The organism is Bradyrhizobium sp. IC3123 (assembly GCF_020193625.1).
Lineage (GTDB): Bacteria > Pseudomonadota > Alphaproteobacteria > Rhizobiales > Xanthobacteraceae > Bradyrhizobium > Bradyrhizobium yuanmingense.
Genome location: NZ_JADYVF010000013.1, coordinates 131,392 through 147,600, shown reverse-complemented (window position 1 = coordinate 147,600; position 16,209 = coordinate 131,392). Strand labels below are relative to the sequence as shown.

14 protein-coding genes are annotated in these 16,209 nt (G+C 63.5%); 5 read left to right on the top strand and 9 right to left on the bottom strand.

All coding sequences use genetic code 11. The features are described from left to right. Window positions 1-2: 2 nt before the first annotated feature. The gene (locus I6F20_RS31140; RefSeq protein ID WP_036015526.1) at window positions 3-284 is read right to left on the bottom strand and encodes a hypothetical protein; all 282 of its coding nucleotides are present in this window, start codon (window positions 282-284) and stop codon (window positions 3-5) included. 258 nt (window positions 285-542) lie between these two features. Between I6F20_RS31140 and I6F20_RS31135 the strand changes: the two genes are divergently transcribed. The 3 genes from I6F20_RS31135 (at window position 543) to I6F20_RS31125 (ending at window position 3,376) form a co-directional block, all read left to right on the top strand. After that, on the top strand, window positions 543-1,007 hold the full coding sequence (locus I6F20_RS31135) for a hypothetical protein (RefSeq protein WP_225129380.1): 465 nt from the start codon (window positions 543-545) through the stop codon (window positions 1,005-1,007). Between the two features lie 643 nt (window positions 1,008-1,650). After that, window positions 1,651-2,508: a trypsin-like serine peptidase gene (locus I6F20_RS31130; protein WP_225129378.1), complete on the top strand. Its 858-nt coding sequence runs from the start codon at window positions 1,651-1,653 to the stop codon at window positions 2,506-2,508. Between the two features lie 88 nt (window positions 2,509-2,596). Next, a complete protein-coding gene (locus tag I6F20_RS31125) occupies window positions 2,597-3,376 on the top strand; it encodes a hypothetical protein (RefSeq protein ID WP_225129376.1) in 780 nt (259 codons plus the stop codon). A gap of 517 nt (window positions 3,377-3,893) precedes the next feature. On the opposite strand, the gene I6F20_RS31120 is transcribed toward I6F20_RS31125, so the two are convergent. The 6 genes from I6F20_RS31120 to I6F20_RS31095 form a co-directional block, all read right to left on the bottom strand. Beyond that, window positions 3,894-4,298, bottom strand: coding sequence for a DUF1127 domain-containing protein (locus I6F20_RS31120; RefSeq protein WP_225129375.1), 405 nt, complete (start codon window positions 4,296-4,298; stop codon window positions 3,894-3,896). 257 nt (window positions 4,299-4,555) lie between these two features. Beyond that, window positions 4,556-6,082 (bottom strand): murein biosynthesis integral membrane protein MurJ, encoded by a 1,527-nt coding sequence (gene murJ, locus I6F20_RS31115; protein ID WP_225129373.1) that lies wholly within the window; start codon window positions 6,080-6,082, stop codon window positions 4,556-4,558. A gap of 214 nt (window positions 6,083-6,296) precedes the next feature. Beyond that, complete coding sequence (locus I6F20_RS31110) at window positions 6,297-7,448, bottom strand: DegT/DnrJ/EryC1/StrS family aminotransferase (protein ID WP_225129446.1); 1,152 nt, start codon at window positions 7,446-7,448, stop codon at window positions 6,297-6,299. A 38-nt stretch (window positions 7,449-7,486) separates the two neighbouring features. After that, window positions 7,487-8,491, bottom strand: coding sequence for a Gfo/Idh/MocA family protein (locus I6F20_RS31105; protein WP_225129371.1), 1,005 nt, complete (start codon window positions 8,489-8,491; stop codon window positions 7,487-7,489). A gap of 182 nt (window positions 8,492-8,673) precedes the next feature. Continuing rightward, entirely contained in the window at window positions 8,674-10,086 is a 1,413-nt protein-coding gene (locus I6F20_RS31100) for a mannose-1-phosphate guanylyltransferase/mannose-6-phosphate isomerase (protein WP_225129370.1), read from the bottom strand. Window positions 10,087-10,093: 7 nt separating this feature from the next. Continuing rightward, window positions 10,094-11,083, bottom strand: coding sequence for an SDR family NAD(P)-dependent oxidoreductase (locus I6F20_RS31095; RefSeq protein WP_225129368.1), 990 nt, complete (start codon window positions 11,081-11,083; stop codon window positions 10,094-10,096). 240 nt (window positions 11,084-11,323) lie between these two features. Between I6F20_RS31095 and I6F20_RS31090 the strand changes: the two genes are divergently transcribed. Both I6F20_RS31090 and I6F20_RS31085 read left to right on the top strand, forming a co-directional pair. Further along, the gene (locus tag I6F20_RS31090; protein ID WP_225129366.1) at window positions 11,324-12,283 is read left to right on the top strand and encodes a lysylphosphatidylglycerol synthase transmembrane domain-containing protein; all 960 of its coding nucleotides are present in this window, start codon (window positions 11,324-11,326) and stop codon (window positions 12,281-12,283) included. Next, the gene (locus tag I6F20_RS31085; protein WP_225129364.1) at window positions 12,280-13,299 is read left to right on the top strand and encodes an MraY family glycosyltransferase; all 1,020 of its coding nucleotides are present in this window, start codon (window positions 12,280-12,282) and stop codon (window positions 13,297-13,299) included. Before I6F20_RS31090 ends, I6F20_RS31085 begins: the two co-directional genes overlap by 4 nt. Here I6F20_RS31085 and I6F20_RS31080 read toward each other — a convergent pair. Continuing rightward, window positions 13,287-14,234: an NAD-dependent epimerase/dehydratase family protein gene (locus tag I6F20_RS31080; RefSeq protein WP_225129362.1), complete on the bottom strand. Its 948-nt coding sequence runs from the start codon at window positions 14,232-14,234 to the stop codon at window positions 13,287-13,289. The genes I6F20_RS31085 and I6F20_RS31080 overlap by 13 nt on opposite strands. Before the next feature lie 35 nt (window positions 14,235-14,269). Next, window positions 14,270-16,183 (bottom strand): SDR family NAD(P)-dependent oxidoreductase, encoded by a 1,914-nt coding sequence (locus I6F20_RS31075; protein WP_225129360.1) that lies wholly within the window; start codon window positions 16,181-16,183, stop codon window positions 14,270-14,272. Window positions 16,184-16,209 lie beyond the last annotated feature (26 nt).

Genomic DNA, 16,209 nt, shown 5'->3' with positions numbered 1-16,209 from the left:
ACTTAGCTGTTCTCGTGCTCACCCCGAGCTTCAAATAGCTGATGAGCATCGGAGGCCGTGAGCGTCAGCCCGTACAAATCTTTCAGCGTCGAAATGCGTTGCAGCGTCGCAGGCTCGAACGGAGTCTTGCCTTCGAACGAATGCAGGAGAACGCCCTCCAGCAAATCACCGAGGCTCATATCCAGGTATTCGGCGAGGCCCTTCGCGACCTTGAGAATGCGCTTCTCGATCCGAACTCCCGTCTGTACGCGTTGGACTGAATGTTTGTGAGCTTCTGAGTTCATAATGTGTGACCTCGATCGGAAGACGGGGGTTTAGTCGCATCATGCCATTGCCGGACTTGCTCGGGCATCGGTCTCCAGCCCTGCAACTCACGTCCTCAGAGACCAGGTGAATCTTGGATTCGTTCGGACGCCTGCGGGGGTCGACGCTCTGACCGAGGAACGATTGTTGTCACACAGGCAGAGCCTGGGCGGCCGAGTTGACCGATCCCAATTTGCCTTTAATGTTACTTTGGTACCAAGGTAACATAGGACGCCGCCATGAGCAACAGACGTAGCTGCACGGATGCTGCAGAGGTCGCCGAACTGAGCGAGGGCTTCCTCGCGCGTACACTTCCGGGGGCACGTTTCAGCCATCGTGAACATCTGATCGTGACGAGCTACTTGCTCGCCACTGATCCGGCTCGGGACTGGCGGGTCGAACTCCCCGAGATGATCCGCGCCTACAATGTTGCCGCTGGCGGCGTGAACGACGATGTGCGTGGCTATCACCACACGATTACGATGGCTTTCTTGATGATCATCGAAGGAATTCTTGCGGAGGTCGGCCGCCGCGACATTGTCGCCGCCTGCAACGCGGTGCTGGCGTCCCCGGCAACCGAAAAGGATGTACTCTTACGTTTCTGGAGCCGCGAAGCGCTGTTCTCGCGGGAGGCCCGGCACGGCTGGATTGAGCCAGACCTTGCCGAGTTCAACCCGCGCGCGGCAGGTCATCAGCCGGCGTGAGGACGATGCATTAGCCTGGTTGCGAGCGAAATCAGGAATTGCCTAGCCGCGCACCGATGAGACCAGCCAGCGGCATCGTGCCGCCGCGTCGGCACTCCCATTTGGCCAAACCAGGCCGGCGCTATTGGCCGAACGTCCTGACCATCAGGTATTTGTCATGCGTGACGCCGGCTACGCGGACAGAGGTCTCGCTCAGTCGGTGCACCCTTGGAATGCTCGAACTGTAGCTTGACCACATCATTGTGCCATTTGCAGGCAGGACTGCCATCGGTTGCGATCCCAAAAATACGTCGAGATCGGCCTAATCTGGGACTACGTGGTCGTCAACTTCAGTGGCAGTTACTAGGCTGACCACCTCGCAACCCGGGCAGAGTGGATTGTGCAGCTTGAATAGTGCGGCTGCCCTCTGCCATTGCGGGTCATCGCCTCGTGTGCTGGCACAGCTCCGCGTCTTGCAAAACGCAAGGCCGTTTGCGTTGCAAAGTCGTCCAACTCAGAAGCAAGTAGAGAAATCACTGCACGAGAATCAACCGCCAGTTGGCTACGCTGCAATCATGGTGTTTAATAGCGAGCACTCAACTAACGGTTTATTTGACGCTTAATCATAAGGGGGATGCCAGTGAGGCTATTTTGCGCTGTTGCATTGTACATCACTATGAACTGCTGTGCCTTTGCTCAACAAACCGACGATACAGCGAAACCCATGGAGATACCGCGGTATAAAGAGATCAAGCCGTTTGCTGGGACCAGCAAAGCCATCATTCTGGACACAGCCACTGGCAACCAGTGGACAATCGACCTACCGATCCCAGATGACGTAAGCGGCCCGGCAGGTGCCCCCAAATCCGTAAACGGGTCTGTTTTCTCCTTCCCTATTGACCCGCCGAACTTGGCACTCGCAAAGCTCACCGTTTCTGCTGCGTCCGACATTGGCAGCTGTGTTGCAATAGCTGTCGGCGATCGGGCGTTCGTTACCGCCGCACACTGTGTGTATGGTTCGGGTGGCTTCTTCAGAAATGTCAAAGTTCTTCCGGGTCATCTGCATGGCTCTACGCCATACACATTCACTGCATCCAAGATCGTCGTATTTAATGGATATACAGAAGGACAAGACCCCGCACACGATTTGGCGTTCGTTCTCGTGGCAAACGACCTGCCAGGCAACATCAAGCGCTATAGCCTCCCATCTCAGACGCCATCGTGCTTGGGCGCGCCAAAGGTGGATCTCTACAGCTACGAGATCAAGAACTTCGAGTACAAGCCTCAGGTACGCGTGACGGGCAATCTGGTGGGACCTCGTGGTTGCCACTTCGGCACGTTCTGGCACATGCAACCGCGGCCTCACGGGACGAGTGGGACACCATCGGTAACCGACAGCGGAGAGGTCATCTCAATCTATGCAGGCATCTTAATCGGAAAGCCTGATTTTGGTATCGACGCTCGCATTTCTCGGGGGAAGGCCTGCTTTCTGCGTAGAGAGATCGAGGGGAAGAATTGCTAGCTAGATAGTGTTGAAACAACGGTGGCCGATCGCACGAGCGATCGGCTTCAATTGTCAGGTTTGCTCCAACTTCTTGCTGGCCTTCCCAATGACGAATCTTCCAGAATTCGAGAGCCCGAAAGATCTAGTCGGGCACGCGCAAGAGCACATTGATCGACTGGATGGGGAGATCAAAGCCTTCTTTGGTCGCAACCCATACGCCCACGTTATCGATTTTGACCGTGAAACGAGGCAGCAGGTCTACAAATTCCGACTGACCGCGAAACTTCCAAGCAAAGTCCGGCTGGTCTTCAAGGACGTCACCAGCAATCTGAGGGACGCCCTCGACCATGCCGTTTATGCGAGTGCCGTGGCACTTGGCATAAATTCGCCGAAGAAGACGGGATTTCCCTTCGGGAATGATGCCTTCCACCTCGCAAGTGAATTGGGCACCTGGAAATTCAGCGACGTCCCCCGTGAACTTCACCCGGTCCTCATGAGCTTCCAGCCTTACCCGGGAGGAAACAATCTTATCATTGACCTCAACCGAATGAGAAACCCCAACACCCACCGAGTGATCATCCCTATCGGAAACGCCTCTCTTGCCTCTGAGATCAGCAACGCAGGCGGCAAGATTGTTACCCCCGCCCAACTCGGCTACTGCAAATGGGACGCGTCGAAAGACGAGGTCGAATACATGCGCCTCGGCATTGGGTCGGAGTTCAAGCACGAAGCGAAGGTCGCCTTTGATGTAACGTTTGCCGATCCTAACATCATGGAAGGTCAGCCAGTCGTTCCCGCACTTCGCGCAATCCATGCCGAAGTTGATCGCATCGTCTTAGGTATCGAAGCGGAGACCGCTCGCATCCTGCGCGAACGGAATGGCTAAACGCTCTCATGCCCCGTGGAGGTACTTTTGTAAAGCATATAGCTCTCAAAAGGGGGCAGTATGGTCACGCTTCGCGCGTTACCTGGACTCACGTGTGCACATCAGACGTCGAGCAGCCCCGGTTGCGATGGCGGTATCGGCGATCTGCTCGACTTGCGCATGGTCCATCTGGACCGACACGCTAACCGAGTAGGTGCGGCCCAGTACTTTGTTCTTTGTCCATAGAGGCCAGCGACTCCGATCAAGCTCCCGCATCCAAAGCCGCCGAGCATGGTGCCGCTGAGCCAATGTCGATAGGCGGCCAGCATGGCATCGCCGCCGTCGTCCTCTTCCGGCGATCCGAACGTTTGACGGTGCCACTTGAGCGCCTCTCCGCGGAGCGCGCGAAAAAAATCCAGGTCATCGAGGGGCAATCGCCGGATCTTCGCGTCCATTTCGGCAGGGTGCGAATGTGACGTTATGGTCGCTGTCCTTCTATCATCGCATGGCGGATCGCCCGGCAGGGACTGTCGAGGACTCACATCCCACCGCGGCTCAACAGATACCTCGTACTGTCTCTGAGCGCATCGATCGCCCGCCCAGGCGCGAGACGGTCGATCTCGGCGCGCGTCAGGCCGATGTCCATCAGCTCCCTGTCACTCAGATCCAGCAAACTGGCCCGCGGGTGCAGGCGCCACCTCCCAAGAGCAGACCAATATCGCCTGAGCAGGCCCAGAAGGCTTTGCGCCGGCTCGGCTGCAGCTCCGGCAGCTCCCCTCACCGACAAGGCGAGGCCCGGGGTTGCAACGGACACATTGAGGCGAGCCGCTGCCGCCAGGACCTCGTCCATGGCGTCCTTCGCGAGCGCAATGGATCGATCGAGGCGAAGCACCGCGGCAGCGTGCTCGGCCTCGGATGAAATGTTCGTCAGTTGTGGTGGCATCGGACGCTCCTGCTGTTGGGCCGGCAGGGCGCGTGGCCAAACAAAAGGCCCCGTCCGATGCCGGCGGGGCCTGGTGGAAAAGATGTCGTCGAGATCCTAGCGCACGACTCCTCCCACCGCCCAGCCGAAGCGGGTGATGTGGTTGCAGGAGACTTTGCGCATGGCTTTGATCATGAGCGACTCCTACCACTGCAACCGCCCAAAATCAAGAGATGTGCCGATGCTGGCTGCAGCTAGGAGGCGAACGCCGTGCTCGCCTAACCGCGCACCAGCGAGACCAGCCACTTGCGTCCGAACAACACGAGGATCGCGAGTGCGTAGACGATCGTGCCGCCGACGGCGAGCAGGACCAGCATCAACTCGTCCCGGAAGTGCATCGCGCCCAGCCAAGAACCGCTGAAGCGCGCGATCAGCCAGAACGCCGCCGCGAGGATCAATCCGGTCAGCAGAAATTTGGCGAGCGACACCAGCCAGCCGCGGTCGAGCACGAGAAAGCCGCGCCGCACGGCGAAGAACAGCACCAGCAAAAGGTTGGTCCAGACGCCGACGGCGGTCGCCAGCGCGAGGCCGATCTGGGCCAGCGATCCCATCAAAGCGACCTTCAGCGCGACATTGACCGCGATGCCCGTCAGCGACGCCCGGACCGGCGTTGCGGTGTCCTTGCGCGCGTAGAAGGTCGCGACCGCGCTGCGGATCAGCACGAACGGGATCAGGCCGATGGCATAGGCCGCGAGCGTCGCACCGGCGGCGGCGGCATCGGCCTTGGAGAACGCACCGCGCGCGAACAGTGCGCGCATGATCGCATCGGGCACGGTGAGGAAGGCCGCGACGAACGGGATCGAGAACAGCAGCGTGAAATCGAAGGCACGGCGCTGCGCGCTCAGCGCACCGTCGTGGTCGTTTGCGGTGATCCGCCGCGACATCTCCGGCAGCAGCACCGTGCCGATGGCGATGCCGATGACGCCGATCGGCAGCTGGTTAAGCCGGTCGGCATAATAGAGCGCCGACAGCGCACCGGCGGGCAGGAACGTCGCAATGATGGTGTCGGCGAACAGCGCGAGCTGCGTGCCCATCGAGCCCAGCGTCGCAGGTCCGAGCGCTTTGAAGAAGCCGCGAACGTCCTCATCAAGCTTCAAGGGCGCAAAGCGCGGCAGGCCGCCATGGCGGGCGAGATCGCCCGCGAGCAGGAAATATTGCAGGAAGCCGGAGATCAGCACGCCCCAGGCCGCGGCATGGCCTGCGGTCGGAAACCAGACGGCAACCGCCAGCGTCATCATCATCGCGACGTTGAGGAAGATCGAAGCGGCCGCGGCGCTGGCAAAGCGCTGCATCACGTTGAGCATGCCGCCATAGAGCGTCACCAGCGTGATCAAGAGCAGATAGGGAAAGGTGATGCGGGTCAACTCGATCGCGAGCTTGCGCTGCTCGGCATCCTCACCAAAGCCTGGCGCCAGGATGCTCATGGCCTGCGGCATGAACAGCCAGGCGGCGATCAGCAGCACCACCTGCGAGGCCAGGAGCAGCGTGAAGATGCGGTCGGCGAATAGCTTTGCCGCCGCCTCCCCCTTCTCGCCATGGACATGGGCATAGGCCGGCACCCAGGCGGCGTTGAAGGCGCCCTCGGCGAAGATCGCGCGGAAATGGTTGGGAAGCCGCAGCGCCACGAAAAAGGCGTCGGCCACCGGCCCGGCACCGAGGATCGCCGCGAGCATGATGTCGCGGGCAAACCCCGTCAGCCGCGACAGCAGCGTGTAACCACCGACCGTGAAGATGCGTCCAAGCATGCGGATTGTTGTAGAGACTTATCGGACGGAGGTCGATGCATCTTGCGATGCGCATTACTGCGCCCTCTCCCCTTGCGGGAGAGGGCAGCACCGCAGGCAGATACAGACTCAATCGGGTGAGGGGTATCTCTCAGTGCATGCCGTACGGAGAGAGGCCCCTCACCCGGCTTCGCTTCGCGAAGCCAACCTCTCCCGCAAGGGGAGAGGGAAGAACTCAGCCCGCCAGCGCGCCGCGGACGGCGGCGATGATTCGCTCCTGATCGGCCTCGGTCAGGTAGGCATGCATCGGCAGGCTGATGACGTCCTGCGACAGGCTCTCGCAACCCGGCAATCCGCCCTCGGCGACCGGGTACTGCTTGTAGGCGGTCTGCTGGTGCATCGACTTGCCGTAATAGATCGCGGTCGGCACGCCCTGGGCTTTTAGCGCGGCAGCGAAACCGTCGCGATCGGTGCCTTTGGGCAGGCGGATGGTGTACTGCGCCCAGACCGAGGTGTTGCCGGGCGCGAGGCGCGGCACGGTGACGACATTGGACAGGCCGCGCGCATAGCGCTCCGCGACCCTGTTGCGGGCGGCGATCTCGTCATCGAAGATCTTCAGCTTCTCGATCAGGACCGCGGCCTGCATGGTGTCGAGCCGGCCGGTGAGGCCGAGGCGGACGTTGTCGTATTTGTCGACGCCCTGCCCGTGCACGCGGATGCTGCGCAAGGTGGCGGCGAGCTCGTCGTCATCGGTGAAGATGGCGCCGCCGTCGCCGAAGCAGCCGAGCGGCTTTGCCGGGAAGAAGCTGGTCGCTGTGGCGTGGCCGAGGGTGCCGAGCTTGCGGCCCTTGTAGCTCGCGCCAAAGCCTTGCGCGGCGTCGTCGAGCACGAACAGGCCTTCGGCCCTGGCGATCTCGGCGATGGCGTCGTGATCGGCGGGCTGGCCGAACAAATCGACCGGAATCACCGCGACGGGCTTGAGACCGGCCTTGCGAGCGGTGGCGATGCCGCGCTTGAGCGATTCCGGGCTCATGTTGAAGGTGGTCTCGTCGACGTCGACATAGACCGGCGTCGCGCCGGTCCGCGCCACCGGCGAGGCGGTCGCGATGAAGGTAAAGGACGGACACAGCACGGCATCGCCGGGCCCGACATTCCTGGCCATCATCACCATCAGGATGGCGTCGGTGCCGCTGGCGCAGCCGATCACGTGCTTGGCGCCTGAGTAGGCCGCAAGCTGCTTCTCGAGCTCGAAGACCTCCGGCCCGTTGACGAACTGGCAATGGTCCATCACGCGCTTCACGGCGGCATCGAGCGAGGCGCCGAGCCGGCGGCGCTGCGAGGCGACGTCGATGAAGGGAATGGGTTCGGAACGTAAGTGCTGGTTCATGACGCCTTGTGACGTTTGAGCGGTCGACATGGAAGGGATCAGCCGGCGACGCGGCGCGGCCCCTTGCGCGCGGGTGACGTCGCCGCAGGACGCGAGGGCCTCTCCAGGCATTGCGTGGCGATCTCGAGGCTGGCGACGCCCTCGTCGCCCGTCACTGCCGGCGTCTCGCCGTTGCGCACCGCCTTGAGGAACGCGATCAGCTCGGCGCGAAGCGGCTCGTCATGGCCGACCGGCAGATGCCGCATCGAGTAGCTGCCGTCCGGCTTGAAGCCGAAGCATTCGGTGACTTGGCGCGTCAAGAGATCGCCCATCACGTATTTGCCGCGCGTTGCGACCGTGACGCTGCGCGCCTTGAACGGCGTCAGCCAGTTGGTGTTGATGTGGGCGAGCACGCCGCTCTCGGTGCGGAACTGCAAGAGCGCGATGTCCTCGCGCTGGGCGACCGCACTCGACAATTGCGGCTGCACCTCGACGATGTCGGATTCGGTGAACCAGCGGATCAAATCGATATCGTGCACGGCAAGGTCGATGACGACGCCGACATTGGACATGCGCGGCGGGAACGGGCCGACGCGGGTGATCGCGATGGAGAGAATGTCCTCGCCCGCGATCGCCTGCTTGACCGCGGCGACCGCCGGATTGAAGCGCTCGACATGGCCGATCATCAGCGTGACGCCCGCCTTGTGCGCGGCGGCGACGATCTCGCGGCCCTCTTCCACCGTGGATGCGATCGGCTTCTCGACCAGCACGTGGATGTTCTTGGCGATGCATGCGAGCGCGACCTCGTGATGCAGATGGGTCGGTGCCGCGATGGTGACGGCATCGACGCCTTCGGCGAACAGCTGGTCGAGCGTCTCGAAGCTTTCGCAATTGGCGAGCTCCGTGGCCCGCGCACGATGTGCCGGCGAGGGATCGACGACGCCGACGAGGCTGACGCCGGGCAGGCCGCTGAGCACGCGCGCATGGTTGCTGCCCATCACGCCGGCGCCAATGACACCGACGCGCAAGCCGGCCTTTGCCGGTGCAGATCCCCTGGAAGTCATCTGAGCAAACCCCGATTCAACGCAAATCCCCGGGCCGCTTCTAGCACGGACGCCACATTTGTGGCGAATGCCGCCCTGGCGGGCCGGACACGATTTGATTCAAAAAGTTACACGTTCCCCGGGCCTTAGGCCGAAAATGATACCGCTTCTCGGCCCGGGTCGCGTGATTCGGAGTTTGCTGGTTACGACCTTTGATAGTCGTCTTCAATCCGGATGATGTCGTCTTCCCCCAGATAGCTTCCAGTCTGGACCTCGATCAGCTCCAGCTGGATCTTGCCGGGATTCTCCATCCGGTGGACGGCGCCCATCGGGATGTAGATCGACTCGTTCTCGTGCACCGTCTTCACGGTCTCGTTGACGGTGACCTGCGCCGTGCCGCGGACCACGATCCAGTGCTCGGCACGATGATGGTGCTTCTGCAGCGACAGCCGCCCGCCCGGCTTCACCACGATGCGCTTGACCTGGTGGCGCTCGCCATTGTCGACGGATTGATAGCTGCCCCAGGGCCGGTGCACCTTGAGATGCTCTTCGGTGACCTTCGGCGCGACCGACTTCAATTTCGTCACCAGGCGCTTCAGCCCGTTGGCATCCTTCTGCCGCGAGACCAGCACCGCGTCCGCGGTCGCGACCACGACGAGATCGTCGACGCCTTCGAGCGCGACCAGCGCGGAATCCGTGGTGACGTTGCAATTGCGGGAATCCTCGAACACGGCGGTGCCGTGCGCGGCATTGCCTTGCGCGTCCTTCTCCGACAGCTCCCATACCGCATGCCAGGAGCCGACGTCGGACCAGCCGCACGACACCGGCACGACGGCGGCGCGCGAAGTCTTCTCCATCACCGCATAGTCGATCGAGATCGCCTTGGCCGCGCCGAACGCCTCGGGCTCCAGCGTGACGAAGCCGAGATCGCGGCCGGCATTGTTGACCGCATTGATGACGGCCTCGACGCTTGCCGCATCGACCCTGCGATATTCGTCGAGCAGCACGCTCGCCGGGAACATGAAGTTGCCGCTGTTCCATAGATAGCCGGAATTGACGTAGTCGGAGGCCTTCACCGCATCCGGCTTCTCGACGAAGCGCGCAACCGCCTGCACCTCGCCCGCGATCACGTCGCCCGGATTGATGTAGCCATATTCCGTTGCCGGCCGTTCCGGCTTGACGCCGAAGGTGACGATGCGCCCGGCATTCGCGGCGGTGAGGCCCTCGCGACAGGCGGCGACGAAGGCAGCATTATTCTGCACGACGTGATCGGCGGCGAGCGCGAGCACGATCGCCTCGCTGGCGCGGTTCTGCGCGAACACCGCGCCGGCCGCGATGGCAGGGCCGGAATCGCGCCGCATCGGCTCGAGGATCACGTCGGCCTCAATGCCGATCTCGGCGAGCTGCTCCAGCACCATGAAGCGGTAGGAGGCGTTGGTGATGACGATCGGCCGGTCGAACAAAGAGGGATCGGACACGCGCAGCAGCGTGTCCTGGAACGTCGAGCGCGTGCCGAACAGCGGCAGGAACTGCTTGGGCCGAACCTCGCGCGAAGCGGGCCACAGCCGCGTGCCGGCACCGCCGCACATGATCAGGGGGATTATGCGTTTGTCCATCGTGATCTCAAACCTTGAAATGGTCCCGATACCAGGTGACGAAGTTATGAACCCCATGCTCGATCGGCGTTGACGGTGCAAAGCCGGTGTCGCGCGAGAGATCCTCGACATCCGCGAACGTTTCCAGCACATCTCCCGGCTGCATCGGCAGCAATTCTTTGATCGCCGTCCGGCCCAGCTCCCGCTCCAGAAGACCGACGACGTGCATCAGTTCCTCCGGATGATGATTGCCGACATTGTAGAGCTTTGACGGCGCATTTGCGGCAGCCGGATCGTCCGCAGGCACGAGATCGATCAGCTTGGACACGACGCGCGTCACATCGTCGATATAGGTGAAATCGCGGCGCATTTTGCCATGGTTGAAGAGCCGGATCGGCTTGCCGGCCATGATGGCGCTCGCGAACAGAAACATGGCCATGTCGGGGCGGCCCCATGGCCCGTAGATGGTGAAGAACCGCAGCCCCGTGACCGGCAGGCGATAAAGATGGCTGTAGGACTGCGCCATCACCTCGTTCGCCTTTTTGGTCGCGGCGTAGAAGCTGACCGGATGGTCGGTGCGGTCCGCAACCGCAAATGGCAGTTTTGTGTTGGCGCCGTAAACGGAGGATGACGAGGCGTAGACCAGATGACCGCAGCCATTGTTGCGGCAGCCCTCCAGCACGTTGAGAAAGCCGACGAGATTGGAATCGGCGTAGGTCTGCGGCTGCTCGATCGAGTAGCGCACGCCGGCCTGCGCGGCCAGATGCACGACTTTGGCAAAACGATGCTGCGCGAACAGCGCCGCCATGGTCTCGCGGTCGGCGAGATCGGCCTCGACGAACGAGAAACGCGGTTGGTCCCGGAGCAGAGCAAGGCGCGCTTTCTTCAGCGCCGGATCGTAATAGCTGTTGAGATTGTCGAGCCCGACGACGGCGCGACCTTCGCCCAGGAGCTGCCGGGCGACGTGGAAGCCGATGAAGCCGGCCGCACCCGTGACCAAAATCGCCCGATCCGTCATCCTGTTCCCTGGGTGATCCCTCGCCCGATCCTGTCTAGCCGCCACCTCGACGGGGTCGCAATAGGCTCCCCGCTCCTTCACGCGATCTCCTCATGGCGTCCTTAACGACGCCTCCTTAACGACGCCTCCTTAACGACGGCTATTGCAAGATCGGCGCCAAAACCATACCAAAGCGGCCGAATTCGGCGCCTCGCGTCGGGTTGCCTCCAAATCTTAGCAAACCCTGTTCATGCGGACGAGATGCGCCGAATCCTGTTGTCGACGGCCAAGATCCTGATTTCCGCGGCGCTGCTCTATCTGGCGCTGCGCAAGGTCGACCTGTCCGAGCTGTTTTCCCGATTCACCCTGACCAGCCTGGTCTGGCTCGGTGTGGCGATCGCGGTCACGTTCCTGCAGATCTTCGTCGGCGTGCTGCGCTGGCGCGAGATCAGCGCCGCCTGCGGCGCGCCGCTCGAGCTCGGCCGCGCCATGCGATACAACGTGATCGGCTCGTTCTTCAACCAGACGCTGCCGTCGGCGATCGGCGGCGATGCCGTGCGCCTGTGGCTGGTCGCCCGCGCCGGCGCCGGCTGGCGCACGGCGACCTACTCGATCTTCGTCGACCGCGCCATCGGCCTGGTCGCGCTCGCGATCTTGATCGTCGCCAGCCTGCCCTGGAGCTACACCCTCATCACCGATCCGCACGGTCGCTCGGCGCTGCTGCTCATCGACCTCCTGGCGCTCGCCGGCGGCCTCGGCTTCCTGATCTTCGGCGCGCTGAAATGGCGCTGGCTGAAGACCTGGTGGGCAACGCATCACATCCACGCCTGCGCCGTCATCGCCAATCGCGTGATCTTCAGCGGCACAAGCGGCCCCGTCGTCGCGATCCTGTCGGTCCTCGTTCACGTGCTCGCCGTCGTCATCGCCTGGTGCGTCGTGCAGTCGATTGGGGCCCCGGTTCGCTTCAGCGACGTCTTTCTGCTCGTGCCGCCGGTGATGCTGATCACGATGATGCCGATCTCGATCGCCGGCTGGGGCGTGCGTGAGGCCACGATGAGCCTTGCGTTCGGCTTCGCGGGACTTTCCGCCAACGAGGGCGTCAACGTCTCGCTGCTGTTCGGCGCCGTGTTCTTCCTGGTCGGGGCAGTCGGCGGCCTGGTCTGGATCCTCAGCGCCGAGAAAGCCGCGCAAGGGTCGGCCCCGATCGGAGTGCCGGAGTGAATTCGGCTGCCGATGCGCTCGCCGGCGCGGCCCTGCTGCTTGCCGTTGCGGCGGCCGCGCTGATCTCGGCGCTCGTGACCTGGACCAGCCGCCCCCTGCTGCAGCGCTACGCGCTGGCGCGGCCGAATGCGCGGTCCTCCCATCGCGTCCCGACCCCGCAGGGCGCCGGCATCGCGGTGATCGCCGCGACGCTGATCGTTGCCTCGCTGTGGGGGGTCTCCGCCAATGTCGCGATCCCGCCGGCGCTGGTCGCTGCGACAATCGTGATCGCGCTGGTCGGCTTCGTCGACGACATCGTATCGCTGCCCGTGCTGGTGCGCCTGGTGCTGCAGGCCGCCTGCGTCGGCGCCGTGGTGTTCACCGCCCCCGACACCGCGCGCATCGTGCCGGCGCTGCCGCTCGCGCTGGAGCGCGGCCTCATCGTCCTTGCCGGCGTCTGGTTCGTGAACCTCGTCAATTTCATGGACGGGCTCGACCTGATGACGGTGGCGGAAGTCGTTCCGATCACCGCTGCGCTGCTGCTGCTGGGAATGCTCGGGGATCTCCCATGGCCGGCCGTGCTGATCGCCACCGCGCTGTGCGGCGCCACGCTCGGCTTCGCGCCGTTCAACCGTCCTGTCGCAAAAGTCTTCCTGGGCGATGTCGGCAGCCTGCCGATCGGCCTCCTGCTCGGCTGGTGCCTGCTCGAGCTCGCCTTGCACGGACAAGCGGCTGCGGCGCTGCTGCTGCCGGCCTACTACCTCGCCGATGCCACCATCACGCTGTTTCGGCGCATCGCGCGCCGCGAGCCGTTCTGGTCGGCGCACCGTTCGCATTTCTATCAGCGCGCGACCGACAACGGTTTCTCGGTGTCCCGGGTGAGCGGCGAAGTCTTCCTGCTTAACCTCGTGCTCGCAGGGCTGGCGATCCTCGCCGTTCGCGCCGCGACGGTGGCCGTCACGCTGCCCGCGCTGATCGCCGGCGCGATCGCGGTCGCCCTCCTGCTGCGCCGCTTCTCCCGCCCTCAGGCGTCCTGAGCCGACACGGCGAGCCGCAGCCCCTCATCGAGCGAAACCTCCGGCCGCCAGCCGGTCGCGAGCGCCTTGGAGACGTCGAGCTCGAGCGAGCCGATCAGGCTGTCATGCATGTCCTGCCGGCCGATCATTCGGAAAAGCGCGCTGAGCAAGCCCGGCGGCACGCCGAACAGTCGCGGGCGCTTGCCGGAGGCCTTAGCCAGACGCGCGATGAATTCGGGCGTCGAGAACTGCTCACTGTCGGCGAGCAGGAATATCTCGAAATGGCCGGCCGCATCTGGATGAGCGAGCCGATGCAGGATGAAGGACGACAGGTTCTGCACGGCAAGGAAGGCGCGGCGATTGCGGATCGCGGCGAACGGCAACGGCACCCCAAGGTTCATCGCGCGCGTCAACAGAGCGAAACTTCCCTTGGCGCTCGCGCCATAGACCATGGGCGGCCTGATCACAGAGATCTTCATGTCGCTCTCGCCCGCGAGCGTCCTCAGGCCTGCCTCGGCCGCCGCCTTGGACGTCCCGTAGAGGCCGCGCGGCGTCGGGACGTCGTTCTCGTTGAACGGGGCCCTGCCCTCGTTGCTGCGGCCATGCACCAGCACGGTGCTGATGAAGATGAAATGGCGCACGCCCGCCTTCGCCGCAGCGCGCGCCAGGTGCACCGTGCCGGCGGTGTTGACGTCCTGGTAGAGCTGGGCTGCATGCTCCTCGCGCCTGTGATGCACGCGCGCGGCAAGGTGAACGACCGCCTCCACCCCCTCGAGCGCGGCTCGCCAGTCGGTGTCGGGGCCGATCGATTCGATCACGACCTTGCCGTCGATGCCCTGCCGCTTGCGGACGACGGGGCGGACCGACCATCCCTTGCGCACCAGCGCCTGCCCGAGGTGACGGCCGATGAAGCCGCTCGCTCCCGTCACCAGCACGACCGGTTTGCGTTCGCTCATCGTCGCTCCCCGAGCGCTGGATTGCGCAACAATGGTCAGGCCGCCGTGGATCCAAATTCCGGCACGGCATCCTTCAGGATGGTCCTGATGGTGGCGCGATCGTCGCGCGCGATCGCCTGCTCAAGCGCCGCATTCCATTTGCGCAGCGTCTGCATCGGCGGCTCGTTCGGCTGCGCGGCCATGATGCCGGGCACGCCGATCTCGCGGGTCGGCTCCTCCGAGGCAAACAGGATCTCGTGCAGGCGCTCGCCCGGCCGCATGCCGGTGAACACGATCTCGATGTCGTAGCCCGGCTGCAGCCCGGACAGGCGGATCATGCGCTCGGCGAGATCGACGATCTTCACCGGCTGGCCCATGTTGAGCACGTAGACCGAGACGTCGGGACGCTGCGTCCCAAGCGCATGCGTCGCCGCGGTGATGACGAGATCGCAGGCCTCGCGGATGGTCATGAAGTAACGGACCATGTCGGGATGAGTTACCGTCACCGGCCCGCCGGCCTCGATCTGGGCCTTGAACTTCGGCACCACCGACCCGTTCGAGGCCAGCACGTTGCCAAACCGGACCGAGATCAGCCGCATCGGCGGCTTGCTGCCGCTCGCTCCGGCTGCGAGGTCGCGATCGAGCGCCTGGCAGTACATTTCGGCAAAGCGCTTGGTGAGCCCGAGCATCGACACCGGCTCGATTGCCTTGTCGGTAGAGATCATCACCATCGCCTCGGCGCCGGCGGCAACGGCGGCGTCCGCGACGTTGATGGAACCGAAGATGTTGGTTTTGACGCCCTCACTCCAATCGCGCTCGAGGATCGGCACGTGCTTGAGCGCCGCGGCATGGAAGACGATGTCGGGCTTGAACTCGGCCATCAGGCGCATGACGCGCTCGCGGTCGCGAATGTCGGCAATCCGGCCTTCGATCTGTGCGGTGGTACCACGCGCGGCCAGCGCCTCGGTGACCGCGTAGAGAGCCGGCTCGGAATTTTCCACGATCAAGAGACGTGCCGCGCCGAAGGCGACCACACGCTCGCAGATCTCGGATCCGATCGAGCCGCCGCCGCCGGTGACGATCACGGCCTTGCTCCTGATCAAGGCCTCCAGGCGAGCATAGTCGATCTTCTCGCTCGGACGCAGCAGGAGGTCCTCGACCGCAACCGCCGTGAGCCTTGGTGTATCGCCGCTCTCCAGCGAGGGCATCCGGCTCACGATCACACCCAGTTTGCGCGCCCGCATCAGGATCGATTCCGGATGCGACTCCGGCTCGAAAGCCGATGGTGTCATGATGAGGCGCGCGATGGGCTTGTCGCGCTTGGCGAAATCCGAGATCACGTCCTCGACGTCGTCAATGCCGCCCAGCACCGGCACGTTGCGAATGAGCTGGCCGCGATCGGCAGGCGATGGTGACAAGACGCCGATCGGCCAGATGCGCTTGATCGCTCCGCTCTCGATGCCGCGCAGCAGCACTTCGGCATCCGCGGCGCGGCCGATCAGCAGCGTCGGCGCGGCCTCCTCGCCCCTCGCGTGACGCCGCACCCGTGTATAGCGGAAGTAGCGGTACGCCATGCGCAGCGCGCTGAGGAAGAAGATCTCGAGAAACCAGTAGAGGACGATCGTCACCTTGCCGAGAAAGAAGGCGCCGCGAACGTTGGGGGCAACGAGGATGTAGTCGAGCACGAGCAGCGCAACCGTGAGCACGGTCGCCGCGCGAATGATGTTCAGCGCGTCAGGCAGCGAGATGAAACGCCATTTCGTCGTGGTCAGATTGCAGAGGAAGAACACGACCACGCTGAAGGCGAGGAAGTAGGGCAGGATCTGGAACAGCAGCGGCAATCGAGCGTAGAAATCGTCGCCACCCTCGAATCGCAGATAGAAGGCGGCAAAAAGCGCCGCCGTGGTCGCCAGCAGGTCGTGGAGCGCGATCAGGAAATTGCGCGAGGTGAGATGCGAAATTCGCGTCATCCGCCGACCGATGAAAACCCAGTTAA